Here is a 14,675-nt window from a genome sequence, read left to right as displayed (position 1 = left end):
TTTTCATTGATTGTCTGATACAAGGAATGGGAGTCAGCATTATGAATAAAATGACCCAGCCAAATCCATGGTACGTGGGTGTTGTTTCGGGAATGGCCTCTTATATTGATTCTGCCGCCATTGTTTCAAATGGTACGGCGCTGGTGATATATCAAAAAGCTATCGGTACGACGTCCTCTGAAATAGGCATTCTTTCCGGCATATTGACCTTAAGTATCGCCCTCGGTGCGTTTTTTGGCGGACGGATGGGGGATTGTTTTGGCAGGCGGAAAGTCTTTATTGCCACCATGGCGATGATCGTCATCGGTACGCTGCTGCTGGCGTTTGGCAAAATATTCCCGTTACTTTTTGTCGGGACGCTGTTGGTTGGGCTGGCGACGGGGGCCGATCTGCCTGTGTCACTTGCCACCATCGCCGAAGCGGCAACGGAGAAAAACCGGGGCAAAATTATCGGCTTATCCAACCTGCTGTGGACGCTCGGCATCGGCACCACGATGGCGATTTCCGCCGTGGTTGGCGGTTGGGGGGCGTTGGGTGCGCAGATTATGTATCTGCACGTGGGCATCGTGGCGGCAACGCTTTTGATCCTGCGCTGGTCGATCCCGGAATCTGAGATGTGGCTAATCGCCCGCGACGAGCGCAGACGCGGCGTGAGCACCGTGCGTGCGCAGAAAGCCGCGTTTAAAGATTTGCTGCGTGGGAAATATATCTGGCCGTTTATCGCCCTGTGCCTGTTTTACTCCTTTACCAACCTGGCGGCGAATACCGGCGGGCAGTTTGGCACCTATGTGGCAGTTAACGTCGTCGGTATTACGGTCGAGAAAAATTCGCTGTGGAATCTGCTGCTGATGCCGGTGGGCGTGCTCTCTGGCCTGTTATTTATGAAAGTGGTCGATACCTCGAAAAGAATGTTTGTTTACGTCATTGGCGCATTCTTTTTTGCCGGGGGATTTTTTATGCCGGTGCTGCTGAGCTTTTCGCCGCTCTCCTGGTTCTGCTGCCTGCTGTTTACCGCCATCGGCAGCGGGCTGGCGTTTGAAGGCATCATGAAAGTCTGGTCGCAGGAGTCCTTCCCCACCATGCTGCGATCCACCGCGCAAGGGGCGATTGTCGGTCTGTCCCGACTCTCCTGCGGCGTGCTGGCCTTTGTCACCCCGGTGTTGCTCGATGCCGGGCCAGTGGTGCTCTACACCATTTTATCTTCCATCGTGGCCTTTGGCCTGTTTGTCGGCTGGCTGTGCTTTCGCGGCCAGCAACGCAACGAATTCAGTCATGAAGCCAGTGCTGTGCATGAGGTACAGCACGCGGATTTACACCAAGTGAAAGGATGAGGAACAGAGTATGTTGGCGATAACGAAAATCACGCTCAACTATGAACAAACGCTTACTGGCGTGGATGAATTTCCCCTGCTGGGCTGGCACATCATCAGCGACCGGCGGAACGTGACGCAGCAAAACTGGCATCTGCAATGCAGCACTGACACTGCGTTTACGGCCATGCTTTTTGACAGCGGCTGGGTAAACGGCAGCGCCTCTATGAACGTCGCGCTGCCAGATATCCCGCTTGCGCCTTCCACCCGTTATTTTTTACGCGTGCGGATCAAAGATAACCACGGTGAGCAGAGCGACTGGCGCCTGGCGACGTTTGTAACCGGTATGCGGGATACTCGCTGGCAGGCTGAGTTCATCTCTGCCGAAACGCCGGAAGATAAGCACCGCTCGAATGCGACCCTGCTGCGGAACACGTTTTCGCTTACGGATAAATCCATCGCCTCGGCGTTTGTCCATGTCACGGCACTCGGGCTATACAACCTGTACCTCAACGGCGAGCGGGTGGGCGACCATGAACTAACGCCTGGCTGGACCAGCTATTCGCAACATTTGCTGTATCAAACCTATGATGTCACCGCTATGTTGCAACGCGGTGTGAACGCCATTGGCGCTGAGCTGGGCGCGGGGTGGTTTAAAGGCGATATGGGTTTTATGCGCCATCGTAATTTCTACGGCGCACAGACGGCGCTGCTCTGCCAGGTCGTGATTTATTATCAGGACGGTACCCGGCAGGTGGTGGCATCAGACGCCAGCTGGCGTGCAGATGAGTCGCCGATTTTGTTTTCCGAACTCTACGACGGCGAAATCTACGACGCGCGGCAGGAAAGGGCGGGCTGGCAGTACGCGGATTTTGAAGATGGTGCCTGGCGCGCGGTTAGCGTTATCGGCTTTAACAAGCAGGCGCTCACCGCGCAGGGCGCCGGGCACGTCAAGCGCCAGGAGACGCTGCGCCCGAAAGCGATTTTCACCACCCCCGCAGGCGACACGGTGATCGACTTCGGCCAGAATCTTAGCGGCTGGGTCGAATTTACCGTCAGCGGGCAGCCCGGCGACAATGTGGTGCTACGGCATTTTGAAACGCTGGATGCGCAGGGCAACGTTTATCTCGATAACCTGCGCAGTGCAAAACAGCGCGTGGAGTACACCCTGAAGGGCGGTGACAGGGAAACCTTCCATCCGCATTTTACCTTTCAGGGTTTCCGCTACGTGAAGGTGGAGCACTATCCGGGGCAGGTGAATGCGGACGATTTTCAGGCGATTGTGTTGCATTCAGACATGCAGCAAACCGGGCGCTTTAGCTGCTCAAACCCCGATCTCAACCAGTTGCATCACAATATTTTGTGGGGGCTGAAGGGCAATTTTGTCGATGTGCCTACCGACTGCCCGCAACGTGACGAGCGCCTCGGCTGGACGGGAGATGCGCAGATTTTCTGCCGTACCGCCAGCTATCTGATGCAGACGCGCAATTTCTTTGCCAAATGGCTCACCGATCTGATGATTGACCAGACGCCGGAGGGCGGTGTGCCGCATGTGATCCCGGATATTCTGACCGGACACTGTGAGGCGGATCGTTTTCTGGCGGAAGGGGGAACCCATTCGTCATCAGCCTGGGCGGATGCGGCGGTCATCAACCCCTGGACGATATATCTGATGTATGGAGATACCCGCATCCTCGAAAACCAGTATGAGAGCATGAAGGCGTGGATCGATTTCATGCACGCCCATGCTGATAACCATCTCTGGCGCTATAAGTTGCAATTTGGCGACTGGGTGGCGCTGGACGCGCAAGAGGGAAGTTACTTCGGCGCGACGCCGGATGTGCTGACCTGCACGGCGTACTATGCGTATTCCAGCGGCCTGTTTGCCCGTGCAGCGGCGGTGCTGGGCCGCGATGACGACGCGGCAAACTATCGGGCGTTACATCAGGCGGTGGTCGCACGTTTCCAGGCGGAATTTTTCACCCCGGACGGGATGATGACCGCCCGAACCCAGACGGCGCATATTCTGGCGTTGTACTTCGATTTAGTGCCGGAAGCGTTCCGCGCACGTACCATCAACACACTGGTGGAGTTGCTTGACGAGCATGACGGCCATCTGGTGACCGGGTTTGTTGGCACGCCGTATTTCTGCCATGCGCTGAGTCAGAATGGGCGGGTGAAAGAGGCCTGGGCGCTGCTGTTAAAAGATGATTTCCCTTCCTGGCTCTATCAGGTCAAAGCGGGGGCGACCACGATTTGGGAGCACTGGGACGGCATCAAGCCCGATGGATCGATGTGGAGCCCTGATATGAACTCGTTTAACCACTACGCCTATGGCGCGGTAGGGGAGTGGCTGTATCGCGCGGTGGCAGGGATTGAAGCCGACGAGATGCAGCCAGGCTTTAAGCATGTGATTATCTCCCCGCTGCCGGGCGGCGATGTGACCTTTGTCGAGGCCGGGTATCAGTCGGTGTATGGCGAAATCGCCGTGCACTGGCGTCGTGTGGGGGAAGGCATCCGGTTGAGTGTGCGTATCCCGGCGAACACTACCGCTACGCTGAAGCTTCCGGCGAGCCAGATAACAGATGCGGGCGGGCTGGTATTTACGCAAGGCTCTGCAAACTGGTGCGCGACAACGGGCTCGGGGGAATATCACGTCGAGTTTTTACTTGCTGAATATGAGTAATAACGTCTTTTGCCGGGTGGCGCGGCCGGTAAGCGTAGCGCCACCGGGCATCAGCGTGATTTATCTTCTGTGACCAGCGTTTTATCCGTTTCGGCGATCAGCATATGCAGATAGGGCTGGGCATTTTCATCTCCTTTGCCGGGCATCTTTACAATGTAAGGTTTACCGGTAATTGAAGACGAGGATGCCACCTTATCAATGAATTGTTCTGCGGTATCAATTCGGTTACGGGTATTGCCCAGTTTCAGGCGCAAATGCGAAACCGCTTCTTCGCAATTGTGTGCATCACCGTTGCGTACAAACACTAAATCCTTTTTCTGTGCCAGCCCGTCAAGCATAGCGTTGATACGGGCTTCTTCATGGGCGTTAAGTTTAGCCCAGGCCGGAAGCGTTAAGCCGAGTGCAACGATGGCACATAGAGTCTTTTTCATCACATTATTCCTTTAATAAGTATTGATCGCCGGTAAGACCTCTTTATAAGCAATAAGTTGCATGACTGTAGGGGAACATGAGGGAATATCTGTGTGCTGAATATAGACCTGAATGAGCGTGGCTGATAAGTTATCGCCATCTTGTTGTTGCCAGGTGGTACAGGTCGGGGTTATGCATGTAGGCCCGGTAAGCGTAGCGCCACCGGGCTTTTTATTGGACAGCGTTTGTGAATACATTAGAAGACACCATCGGCAATACGCCGCTGGTGAAACTCCAGCGCATGACACCCGCGAATGGCAGTGAAATCTGGGTCAAGCTGGAAGGCAATAACCCGGCGGGATCGGTAAAAGATCGCGCGGCCTTGTCGATGATCGTCCAGGCGGAAAAACGCGGTGAAATCAAACCCGGCGACGTGCTGATCGAAGCCACCAGCGGTAATACCGGTATTGCCCTGGCGATGATCGCCGCCCTCAAAGGCTATCGCCTGAAACTGCTGATGCCAGACAACATGAGCCAGGAGCGACGGGCTGCGATGCGTGCCTATGGCGCAGAGTTGATCCTCGTCAGCAAAGCCCAGGGCATGGAAGGCGCGCGTGATCTGGCGCTGGAAATGGCGCAGCGCGGCGAAGGCAAACTGCTCGATCAGTTCAATAACACAGATAACCCTTACGCACACTACACCACCACTGGGCCGGAAATCTGGCAGCAAACCGGCGGACGCCTCACCCATTTTGTCTCCAGCATGGGCACCACCGGCACCATCACCGGCGTATCCCGCTTTCTGCGCGAGCAGGAAAAGGCGGTGACTATCGTTGGTCTGCAACCGGAAGAGGGCAGTAGCATTCCCGGCATCCGTCGCTGGCCCGCTGAATATATGCCAGGCATCTTTAATGCTGCGCTGGTGGACGAGGTGCTGGATATTCATCAGCGCGAGGCGGAGAATACCATGCGCGAGCTGGCCACCCGGGAAGGTATCTTCTGCGGCGTCAGCTCCGGCGGGGCGGTTGCCGGAGCGTTGCGCGTGGCAAAGGGCACGCCGGGCGCGGTAGTGGTGGCAATTATCTGCGATCGCGGCGATCGTTATCTCTCCACCGGCGTGTTTGGTGAAGAGAGTTATTCTCAGGGTTCAGGCATCTAAAGGAGGCAACAATGAACATGGTGTTGTTCAACGATAAAACCAGAGCATTGCAGGCGGATATTGTCGCCGTGCAGTCGCAGGTAGTGTACGGCAGCGTGGGTAACAGCATTGGCGTGCCGACCATCAAGCGCCACAATTTGAATGTAATCGCCGTGCCTACGGTGCTGCTCAGTAATACTCCGCACTACGATACCTTTTACGGCGGCGTGATCCCTGACGAGTGGTTCAGCGGTTATCTGCAGGCGTTGCAGGAGCGGGATGCGCTGCGCCAGTTGCGCGCGGTGACCACCGGTTATATGGGCAATGCGTCGCAGATTGCTATTCTGGCTCGCTGGCTGACGGCGCTAAAAGCACAGCATCCGGATCTGCTGATCCTGGTCGATCCGGTTATTGGCGACATCGACAGCGGTATTTACGTCAAGCCGGATCTGCCGGACGCCTATCGTCAGCATTTGCTGCCGCTGGCGCAGGGGCTGACGCCGAACGTCTTTGAACTGGAAGTGCTGACCGGTAAATCCTGCCGTGACCACGACAGCGCCATTGCCGCCGCCAAAGGGCTGCTCTCGGAATCGCTGAAATGGATTGTTATCACCAGTGCGCCGGGCGTGGCCGACAGCGACGACATGCACGTGGTATTGGTTACGGCGAATAGTGTGGAAGTGATCACCCATCCGCGGGTGGCGACGGATTTAAAAGGCACCGGCGATCTGTTCTGCGCCGAACTGGCCAGTGGGATCGTTAAAGGCCTGAGCCTGAGCGATGCGGTGAAGAAGGCGGGTACGCGGGTGTTTGACGTGATGCGTTATACGCTGGATACCGGCTGCGATGAGCTGCTGTTGCCGCCAGACCGGGTTTAACCGTGAGGCTACAGGCAAAAAAAGGCACCTTTGCAGGTGCCTTTTTTATGTGCGGCAAGAATTACTTCTTGATGCGGATAACCGGGGTTTCGCCCACGGTCACGCTACCGGACAGTTTGATCAGCTCTTTGATTTCGTCCATGTTGGAGATAACAACCGGCGTCAGGGTAGACTTGGCTTTCTCTTCCAGCAGTGGCAGATCGAACTCGATGACCGGGTCGCCAACTTTAACGCGCTGGCCTTCTTCGGCGATACGTTTGAAACCTTCGCCTTTCAGTTCAACAGTATCAATACCGAAGTGAACGAACAGCTCAATGCCGCTATCAGATTCGATAGAGAAGGCATGGTTGGTTTCAAAGATTTTGCCGATGGTACCGTCAACCGGTGCCACCATTTTGTTACCGGTTGGTTTGATAGCAATGCCATCACCAACGATTTTCTCAGCGAACACCACATCCGGCACGTCTTCAATATTGACGATCTCGCCAGACAGCGGAGCAATAATCTCAATGGTTCCGGTATCTTTCTTATCGTCAGAAACCAGAGATTTCAGTTTATCAAACAAACCCATGATCTTCTCCTAAGCAGTAATTTGGGCCGCATCTCGTGGATTAGCAGATTGTTTTTTCTTCAATGAACTTGTTAACCAGCGTCATTAACTCGTCCGTTGTCGGTTGAGCAAGAGCCTGCTCTGCTAATACCTTCGCATCTTCGAAGTTCGTGTTACGGATAATCTTCTTAATGCGCGGGATAGAAATGGCACTCATACTGAATTCATCCAGACCCATCCCCAGCAACAGAAGTGTAGCACGTTCATCGCCTGCTAGCTCACCACACATGCCAGTCCATTTGCCTTCAGCATGAGAAGCATCAATGACTTGCTTGATAAGCGTCAGCACGGACGGTGACATCGGCTGGTAAAGATGTGAAATCATATCATTACCGCGGTCAACTGCCAGCGTATACTGCGTTAAATCATTGGTACCTATGCTAAAGAAATCAACTTCTTTGGCCAGGTGACGGGCAATGGTCGCCGCCGCAGGGGTTTCCACCATCACGCCCACTTCAATGCTCTCATCAAAGGCTTTACCTTCGTCACGCAGTTCCTGTTTGTAGATCTCGATCTCTTTTTTCAGAATACGCACTTCTTCAACAGAGATGATCATCGGGAACATGATGCGTAGTTTGCCGAAGGCAGAGGCGCGCAGGATGGCACGAACCTGATCGCGCAGGATCTCTTTACGATCCATAGCGATACGCACTGCACGCCAGCCCAGGAACGGGTTTTCTTCTTTCGGGAAGTTCATGTACGGCAGCTCTTTGTCGCCGCCGATGTCCATGGTACGGACGATAACCGCTTGCGAGCCACAGGCTTCAGCAACGGCTTTATACGCTGCGAATTGCTCTTCTTCAGTCGGCAGAGAGTCGCGATCCATGAACAGGAATTCGGTACGGTACAGGCCGACACCTTCAGCGCCGTTGCGCTCAGCACCGTCTACGTCGCGGACAGTACCAATATTGGCGCACACTTCAACCTGATGGCCGTCCAGCGTAATGGCCGGCAGATCTTTCAGTTTTGCCAGTTCAGCTTTTTCGCTGGCAACCTGTTCCTGCACGGCACGCAGTTTTTCGATTTCTTCGTTAGTCGGATTGACGTAAACCGCATTGTTTACGGCATCCAGAATCAGATAGTCGTCGTTCTTCACCTGCGTGGTGACGCTACCGGTGCCCACAATCGCTGGCAGCTCAAGGGAACGCGCCATGATAGAGGTGTGGGAGGTACGGCCGCCAACGTCAGTGATAAAGCCAAGCACCTTCTTCAGGTTCAGCTGTGCCGTTTCAGACGGGGTCAGATCCGCTGCCACCAGGATAACTTCATCCTGAATAGCGCTCAGATCGATAATTGCCAGACCAAGAATATTGCGCAGCAGACGTTTACCGATGTCGCGCACGTCAGCGGCGCGCTCTTTCAGGTATTCGTCATCCAGCTCTTCAAGAGCGGTGGCCTGACCTTCGATAATTTCGTGCGCGGCTGCATCAGCAGTGACGTGCTTATCTTTAATCAGGGCTATGATTTCCTGCTCAAGCTCCTCATCTTCGAGCAGCATAATGTGCCCTTCGAAGATGGCTTCTTTTTCTTCACCGAAAGTTTCGCCAGCTTTAGTCTTAATGGCTTCCAGTTGCGCTGATGCCTTGGCACGACCGCTCAGAAAACGTTCAACTTCCTGATCAACCTTGTCGGCAGAAATTTTTTTCCGGTCGATGACGATCTCGTCTTCTTTCAGCAGCAGTGCTTTGCCGAAAGCGATACCCGGGGATGCTAAAATGCCTGAAATCATAACCCTACCTTACTTGTGACTGATTTTTAAAAGAACCCGTGAACTTACTCGAGTTCAGCCATCAGTTTTACCAGATGCTCAACGGCTTTCTGCTCGTCTTCGCCTTCAGCAGACAGCGTAACCACAGTACCCTGAGTCAGACCCAGAGTTTGCAGTTTGAACAGGCTTTTAGCACTGGCGCTTTTGCCATTGGAGGTCACAGTGATCTCAGAAGAGAAGCCTTTTGCTTCTTTAACAAACTGAGCAGCAGGGCGGGTATGCAGACCGTTCGGAGCGGTAATGGTAACTTCTTGCTGGAACATTGTATTTCCCCAACTTATAGGTTTAGTGTTGTGGAACTAAAGTCTAGCCTGGCGGCTTAACTTTAGCCTGTATTGTTAGCGCCAATAGTAACGGGGCGCGATACAGAAGCGTGATGACGCAAATCCGGAGCCTGAAATTTCTGGCCGTTAAGGTTTCGTCCGTCATTAATCATTATGCCGCGAAAGCGAGACCTGAACCAAATCATTAAATCGATTCAGCTGGCGCAAAGTCACAATTCGATTAATTTCGCGCTTCGAAATAAATGTGGTGGTTAAATACCAGACCCGGCGGGGGTAATCAATGCCACGAGAGTGGAAAATTTGAAGTACGCCACAAAAAAGCACCTTAACAGGTGCTTTTTTGCGCAATTTTACTGTGCTGGCGTTACTGCTGCAGTTCTTTTTCCGTGAAAAGATCAGCAAACAGCGCAGTGCTTAAATAACGCTCACCGGAAGAAGGTAGAATAACGACAATATTCTTGTTGGTAAAGGCCTCATCTTCCTGCAACTTGAGCGCGGCGGCTACCGCCGCACCGGAGGAGATGCCGGCCAGAATACCTTCTTCTTCCATCAGACGACGCGCAGTGTCGATCGCTTCTTCGTTGGTGATGGTCACCACTTTGTCGATCAGTTTCAGATCCAGGTTGCCAGGAATAAATCCTGCGCCAATCCCCTGAATTTTATGCGGGCCAGGCTTCAGCTCTTCGCCAGCCAGCGCCTGCTTGATCACCGGGGAATCGGTCGGTTCAACCGCCACGGTGATGAGGTCCGTTTTGCCTTTGGTGTTTTTGATGTAACGACTGACGCCGGTCAGCGTACCGCCGGTACCTACGCCCGCGATAAACACATCAACCTGACCATCGGTATCTTCCCAGATTTCCGGGCCAGTGGTTTTTTCATGGATTTCCGGGTTGGCCGGGTTACTGAACTGTTGCAGCAGCAGATATTTCGCCGGATCGCTGGCGACAATTTCTTCTGCTTTCTGGATGGCGCCTTTCATGCCTTTCGGGCCTTCGGTCAGCACCAGATTCGCACCCAGCGCTTTCAGCAGCTTACGGCGTTCAATGCTCATGGTTTCCGGCATGGTCAGCGTCAGTTTGTAACCGCGCGCTGCGGCCACATAGGCCAGCGCGATGCCGGTATTGCCGCTGGTCGGTTCAACCAGTTCAACGCCCTGTTTCAGCACACCCCGTTTTTCGGCATCCCAAATCATATTGGCACCGATACGGCATTTCACGCTGAAGCTCGGGTTGCGGGATTCAACCTTCGCCAGGATGCGTCCATTGCCGATGCGGTTCAGTCGAACCAGCGGCGTATGACCGATAGTCAACGAGTTGTCTTCAAAAATCTTACTCATAGCCCGTCCTTAACTGTATGAATTTGGGAACGTCATCAGCATACGCGGTTAAGAATGATGCGGAAGTACGGATTTCGCATATCTATATGCTGATGAGAAATAATGGCAACAAGTATGGAATAAGTAGAGGAATAATCCACTCACTTCCACAGCGCATGTTTTGGTCGATAACAGTCAACCCACATTGCCGTTGCGCCGCATACAGCGACGGGCATGATCACCAGATTGAGGAATGGGATCAGCGTAAACAGGCTTGTCAGCGCGCCAAATTGCATATTTGTGGCTTTTTGCGTGCGCAATGCCTCGCGCATGGTTTTAAAGGGCACTTTGTGGTTATCAAAGGGATAGTCGCAATACTGGATCGCCAGCATCCAGGCACTGAACAGGAACCACAGTACTGGGGCCACCGTCTGGCCAATGCCGGGAATAAAATAGAGGATGACCAGTACGAACGCGCGCGGCAGATACCACGCCAGTTTCTGCCATTCCCGCTTCATAATGCGCGGAATGTCTTTCATGATGGCACCGATCCCGGTATCCGGCGGCGTTGCCCCGGTCAGCCGCGCTTCCAGCTGCTCCGCCAGCAGGCCGTTAAAGGGGGCCGCGATCCAGTTGGCGATAGTCGAGAAGAAGTAGCCAAACACCAGCACCACGGATATGACGACGATGGGCCACAACAGGTAGCTCAGCCACTGTAACCAGTCCGGCACGTGCGTCATCAGTTGTGGGATCCAGCTGTCGAGTTGCATAAACAGCCATAAAAATGCGCCGCCCATCAGCAAAATATTGACCAGCAGCGGCATGATCACAAAGCGTCGAATGCCGGGGAGGGTGATGAGCTTCCAGCCCTGAGAAAAGTACCAGACGCCGCTACGAGGCGCGGTTGCAGATGATAAACCCATGTCAGGCCAGACTCCTTTAGTGACAGCAAGGGAAAGTGCACGGCTATATTAACGGTTTACGCGTCGCTGGCTAGTTCGGAAATGTTCGAAAAAACAGCAAAAAGCACGATTTTGTTCATCTTTATGCAGTGAAAGCCATGTGCACACTTGCACTTGCGGTAATCGGCAAATACTCTTAGTGAGTAAATGTTTGCCGTGGTGGCAAGGTGTTAGAACAACAGAGAATATAATGATGCAGGATTTGCGTCTGATATTAATCATTGTTGGCGCGATCGCCATAATCGCTCTGCTGGTACATGGGTTCTGGACCAGCCGGAAAGAGCGCTCTTCTATGTTCCGCGATCGCCCATTAAAACGCATGAAGTCGCGTCGTGATGATGAACCGTTTGAGGACGACATCGATGACGACGCCGATGATGGCGTGGGTGAAGTGCGTGTTCACCGGGTTAACCCTGCGCCGGGTGCAGCCCCTGAGCAAGACGCCCCTCGTTCGCCCCAGCACCAGTATCAGCCGCCTTATGCGTCGGCGCAGCCTCGTCCGACGGCCACGGTGCCTGCTCGTGAACCGGTAACGCGGCGCGAACCTGCGCCTGCGGCTTATGACGACGCGCCGCACCAGCCTGTGCAGCAGCCGCATCAGTCGGTTCAGCCGCAGCCAGTTCAGCATCAGCATCACCAGCCGGTGACCCACCAGCCGGTACAACAGCCGCAACCGACAGCACCGCACGGTGAGCCGCAATACAGCGCGCCGCAATCTGCACCGCAGCCGGTGCAGCAGCCAGAGCCTGCTCCTGCGCCGATCATTGAACAACCGGTCGCTGCACCTGAACCACCGAAGCGCAAAGAGACGGTGATTGTGATGAGCGTCGCCGCGCATCAGGGGACGGAAATCAATGGCGATGTGTTGCTTAACAGCATCCAGCAGGCGGGCTTTATGTTCGGTGACATGAACATTTTCCATCGTCACCTTAGCCCTGACGGCAGCGGGCCGGCACTGTTTAGCCTGGCGAACATGGTCAACCCTGGCACCTTTGATCCAGAGATGACCGGCAATTTCACCACGCCTGGCGTGACCATCTTTATGCAGGTGCCGTCCTATGGCGATGAACTGCAAAACTTTAAGCTGATGCTACAGTCGGCGCAGTACATTGCTGACGAAGTGGGTGGTATGGTGCTGGACGATCAGCGCCGCATGATGACGCCGCAAAAGCTGCGTGAGTATCAGGCCCGCATTCGCGAAGTTAAAGAGGCAAACGCGTAACCTGCGCGTCGCTGTGTTAACCCCTTCCTGAACCCCCGCCTGTCGGGGGTTTTTATTATTGATGGTGTGTTATGGACTCAATCGAACAACAACTCACAGAACTGCGAACCACGCTTCGCCATCATGAATACCTGTACCACGTGATGGACGCGCCGGAAGTGCCCGATGCCGAATATGATCGGCTGCTGCGCGAGCTACGGGAGCTGGAAGCCCGGCATCCTGAACTCATCACACCGGATTCCCCGACACAGCGTGTCGGTGCCGCGCCTTTAAGTGCTTTTACCCAGATCCGCCACGAAGTGCCGATGCTGTCGCTGGATAACGTCTTCGATGAAGAGAGCTTTCTGGCCTTTAACAAGCGCGTACAGGATCGGCTGAAAAGCACCGACGCGCTGAGCTATTGCTGCGAGCTGAAACTGGATGGTCTTGCGGTGAGTATTCTTTACGAAAATGGCGTGCTGATCCGCGCGGCCACCCGCGGCGATGGTACCACCGGGGAGGACATCACCACCAACGTGCGAACCATCCGCGCTATCCCGCTGAAACTGCACGGTGATAACATTCCCGCCCGTCTTGAAGTGCGCGGCGAAGTGTTCCTGCCGCAGGCGGGATTTGAAAAGATCAACGATGAAGCGCGGCGTACCGGCGGTAAAATCTTTGCTAATCCACGCAACGCAGCCGCAGGCTCGTTGCGCCAGCTCGATCCGCGTATTACAGCGAAGCGCCCGCTAACCTTCTTCTGCTACGGCGTCGGTATTCTGGAAGGCGGTGAATTGCCGCGCAGCCATCATGAACGTCTGCAACAGTTTAAGCGCTGGGGGTTGCCGGTGTGCGACCGCATCCGCATTTGCGACACGCCGCAGGCGGTGCTGGATTTTTATCACCAGGTCGCGGAAGACCGTCCACAGCTTGGGTTTGATATTGACGGTGTGGTGATCAAGGTCGACTCACTGGATCTGCAGGAACAGCTGGGATTTGTCGCCCGTGCGCCGCGCTGGGCAGTGGCCTTTAAATTCCCGGCGCAGGAGCAGATGACCTGGGTGCGCGACGTCGAATTTCAGGTCGGCCGTACCGGGGCTATAACGCCGGTGGCACGTCTGGAGCCGGTACATGTTGCGGGGGTGCTGGTCAGCAACGCCACCTTACATAACGCCGATGAAATCGCCCGTCTGGGGCTGAAAATCGGCGATAAAGTGGTGATCCGTCGCGCCGGAGATGTGATCCCGCAGGTGGTCAACGTCATTGAATCAGAGCGCCCGGCGGAAACCCGCGACGTGGAGTTCCCGACCCACTGCCCGGTATGCGGCTCGGACGTGGAGCGCGTGGAAGGTGAAGCGGTCACTCGCTGTACGGGTGGCCTGATCTGCGGCGCGCAACGTAAAGAATCCCTCAAACATTTTGTCTCGCGCCGGGCAATGGACGTCGATGGTATGGGCGACAAAATCATCGACCAGCTGGTGGAAAAAGAGTACGTCCATACGCCTGCCGATCTGTTCAGGCTCACCGCCGGGAAGCTCACCGGGCTGGATCGTATGGGGCCGAAATCGGCGCAGAATATCGTGAATGCGCTGGAAAAATCGAAAGAAACCACCTTTGCCCGTTTCCTGTACGCGCTGGGTATTCGTGAAGTCGGCGAAGCCACCGCAGCCGGGCTGGCCGCGTATTTCGGTACGCTGGACGCGTTGATCGCTGCGTCCATCGACGAACTGCAAAAAGTGCCGGACGTCGGCATTGTGGTCGCCACCCATGTGCGTCACTTCCTCGATGAAGAGAGCAACCGGGAGGTGATCCGCCAGCTTGTGGAAGAGGTGGGTATTCACTGGGCCGCGCCGGTGGTGGTCAACGCCGAAGAAATCGACAGCCCGTTCGCCGGTAAAACTATCGTGCTGACCGGCAGCCTGAGTCAGATGTCACGTGATGATGCGAAAGCGGCGCTGCTGGCGCTGGGCGCAAAAGTCGCGGGCAGCGTGTCGAAGAAAACCGATCTGGTGATCGCCGGTGAAGCGGCGGGTTCCAAGCTTGCGAAAGCACAGGAACTGGGGATCGAGGTGATCGACGAGGCGGAGATGATCCGTCTGTTAGGTGCCTGAA

The 14,675-nt window shown here is 54.9% G+C and carries 12 protein-coding genes; 6 read left to right on the top strand and 6 right to left on the bottom strand.

Annotated elements, in window-relative coordinates:
* The first annotated feature begins 41 nt into the window (after positions 1–41).
* Both KW828_RS04715 and KW828_RS04710 read left to right on the top strand, forming a co-directional pair.
* Positions 42–1,331, top strand: coding sequence for an MFS transporter (locus tag KW828_RS04715; RefSeq protein WP_218335266.1), 1,290 nt, complete (start codon positions 42–44; stop codon positions 1,329–1,331).
* A 10-nt stretch (positions 1,332–1,341) separates the two neighbouring features.
* Positions 1,342–3,996 (top strand): glycoside hydrolase family 78 protein, encoded by a 2,655-nt coding sequence (locus KW828_RS04710; protein ID WP_218335264.1) that lies wholly within the window; start codon positions 1,342–1,344, stop codon positions 3,994–3,996.
* A gap of 50 nt (positions 3,997–4,046) precedes the next feature.
* Here the strand turns inward: KW828_RS04710 and KW828_RS04705 are convergent, their stop codons facing one another.
* Complete coding sequence (locus KW828_RS04705; RefSeq protein WP_218335262.1) at positions 4,047–4,427, bottom strand: YfeK family protein; 381 nt, start codon at positions 4,425–4,427, stop codon at positions 4,047–4,049.
* A gap of 227 nt (positions 4,428–4,654) precedes the next feature.
* On the opposite strand from KW828_RS04705, the gene cysM reads away from it, so the two are divergent.
* A complete protein-coding gene (gene cysM, locus KW828_RS04700; protein WP_218335261.1) occupies positions 4,655–5,566 on the top strand; it encodes a cysteine synthase CysM in 912 nt (303 codons plus the stop codon).
* An 11-nt stretch (positions 5,567–5,577) separates the two neighbouring features.
* Positions 5,578–6,423, top strand: coding sequence for a pyridoxine/pyridoxal/pyridoxamine kinase (pdxK, locus tag KW828_RS04695; RefSeq protein WP_218335259.1), 846 nt, complete (start codon positions 5,578–5,580; stop codon positions 6,421–6,423).
* 61 nt (positions 6,424–6,484) lie between these two features.
* Here the strand turns inward: pdxK and crr are convergent, their stop codons facing one another.
* The 5 genes from crr to cysZ all read right to left on the bottom strand — a co-directional run bounded on the left by crr (position 6,485) and on the right by cysZ (position 11,323).
* Positions 6,485–6,994: a PTS glucose transporter subunit IIA gene (gene crr, locus KW828_RS04690; RefSeq protein WP_008803873.1), complete on the bottom strand. Its 510-nt coding sequence runs from the start codon at positions 6,992–6,994 to the stop codon at positions 6,485–6,487.
* 40 nt (positions 6,995–7,034) lie between these two features.
* On the bottom strand, positions 7,035–8,762 hold the full coding sequence (gene ptsI / locus KW828_RS04685) for a phosphoenolpyruvate-protein phosphotransferase PtsI (RefSeq protein ID WP_218335258.1): 1,728 nt from the start codon (positions 8,760–8,762) through the stop codon (positions 7,035–7,037).
* A 44-nt stretch (positions 8,763–8,806) separates the two neighbouring features.
* Positions 8,807–9,064, bottom strand: a complete 258-nt coding sequence (ptsH, locus tag KW828_RS04680; RefSeq protein ID WP_043017126.1) for a phosphocarrier protein Hpr — start codon at positions 9,062–9,064, stop codon at positions 8,807–8,809.
* Positions 9,065–9,449: 385 nt separating this feature from the next.
* A complete protein-coding gene (gene cysK / locus KW828_RS04675; protein ID WP_218335256.1) occupies positions 9,450–10,421 on the bottom strand; it encodes a cysteine synthase A in 972 nt (323 codons plus the stop codon).
* Positions 10,422–10,561: 140 nt separating this feature from the next.
* Positions 10,562–11,323, bottom strand: coding sequence for a sulfate transporter CysZ (cysZ, locus tag KW828_RS04670; protein ID WP_218335255.1), 762 nt, complete (start codon positions 11,321–11,323; stop codon positions 10,562–10,564).
* Positions 11,324–11,552: 229 nt separating this feature from the next.
* On the opposite strand from cysZ, the gene zipA reads away from it, so the two are divergent.
* Both zipA and ligA read left to right on the top strand, forming a co-directional pair.
* Positions 11,553–12,584, top strand: coding sequence for a cell division protein ZipA (gene zipA, locus KW828_RS04665; RefSeq protein ID WP_218335254.1), 1,032 nt, complete (start codon positions 11,553–11,555; stop codon positions 12,582–12,584).
* Between the two features lie 71 nt (positions 12,585–12,655).
* Positions 12,656–14,674 carry an NAD-dependent DNA ligase LigA gene (gene ligA, locus KW828_RS04660; protein ID WP_218335253.1) on the top strand — a complete coding sequence of 673 codons (2,019 nt, stop codon included), beginning with the start codon at positions 12,656–12,658 and terminating at the stop codon, positions 14,672–14,674.
* The last annotated feature ends 1 nt before the right edge of the window (position 14,675 follow it).

It is taken from the genome of Enterobacter sp. ENT03 (assembly GCF_019218745.1).
Classification (GTDB): domain Bacteria; phylum Pseudomonadota; class Gammaproteobacteria; order Enterobacterales; family Enterobacteriaceae; genus Enterobacter_D.
The sequence above is the reverse complement of the archived record's forward strand: the minus strand, read 5'-3'. Positions and strand labels throughout refer to the sequence as shown.

Excerpts from the sequence above, each read along its gene's own strand:
- KW828_RS04715 (WP_218335266.1), top strand. The coding sequence starts at position 42 with ATGAATAAAATGACCCAGCCAAATCCATGGTACGTGGGTGTTGTTTCG.
- KW828_RS04710 (WP_218335264.1), top strand. The coding sequence starts at position 1,342 with ATGTTGGCGATAACGAAAATCACGCTCAACTATGAACAAACGCTTACT.
- KW828_RS04705 (WP_218335262.1), bottom strand. The coding sequence starts at position 4,427 with ATGAAAAAGACTCTATGTGCCATCGTTGCACTCGGCTTAACGCTTCCG.
- pdxK (WP_218335259.1), top strand. The coding sequence starts at position 5,578 with ATGAACATGGTGTTGTTCAACGATAAAACCAGAGCATTGCAGGCGGAT.
- crr (WP_008803873.1), bottom strand. The coding sequence starts at position 6,994 with ATGGGTTTGTTTGATAAACTGAAATCTCTGGTTTCTGACGATAAGAAA.
- ptsI (WP_218335258.1), bottom strand. The coding sequence starts at position 8,762 with ATGATTTCAGGCATTTTAGCATCCCCGGGTATCGCTTTCGGCAAAGCA.
- ptsH (WP_043017126.1), bottom strand. The coding sequence starts at position 9,064 with ATGTTCCAGCAAGAAGTTACCATTACCGCTCCGAACGGTCTGCATACC.
- cysK (WP_218335256.1), bottom strand. The coding sequence starts at position 10,421 with ATGAGTAAGATTTTTGAAGACAACTCGTTGACTATCGGTCATACGCCG.
- cysZ (WP_218335255.1), bottom strand. The coding sequence starts at position 11,323 with ATGGGTTTATCATCTGCAACCGCGCCTCGTAGCGGCGTCTGGTACTTT.
- zipA (WP_218335254.1), top strand. The coding sequence starts at position 11,553 with ATGATGCAGGATTTGCGTCTGATATTAATCATTGTTGGCGCGATCGCC.
- ligA (WP_218335253.1), top strand. The coding sequence starts at position 12,656 with ATGGACTCAATCGAACAACAACTCACAGAACTGCGAACCACGCTTCGC.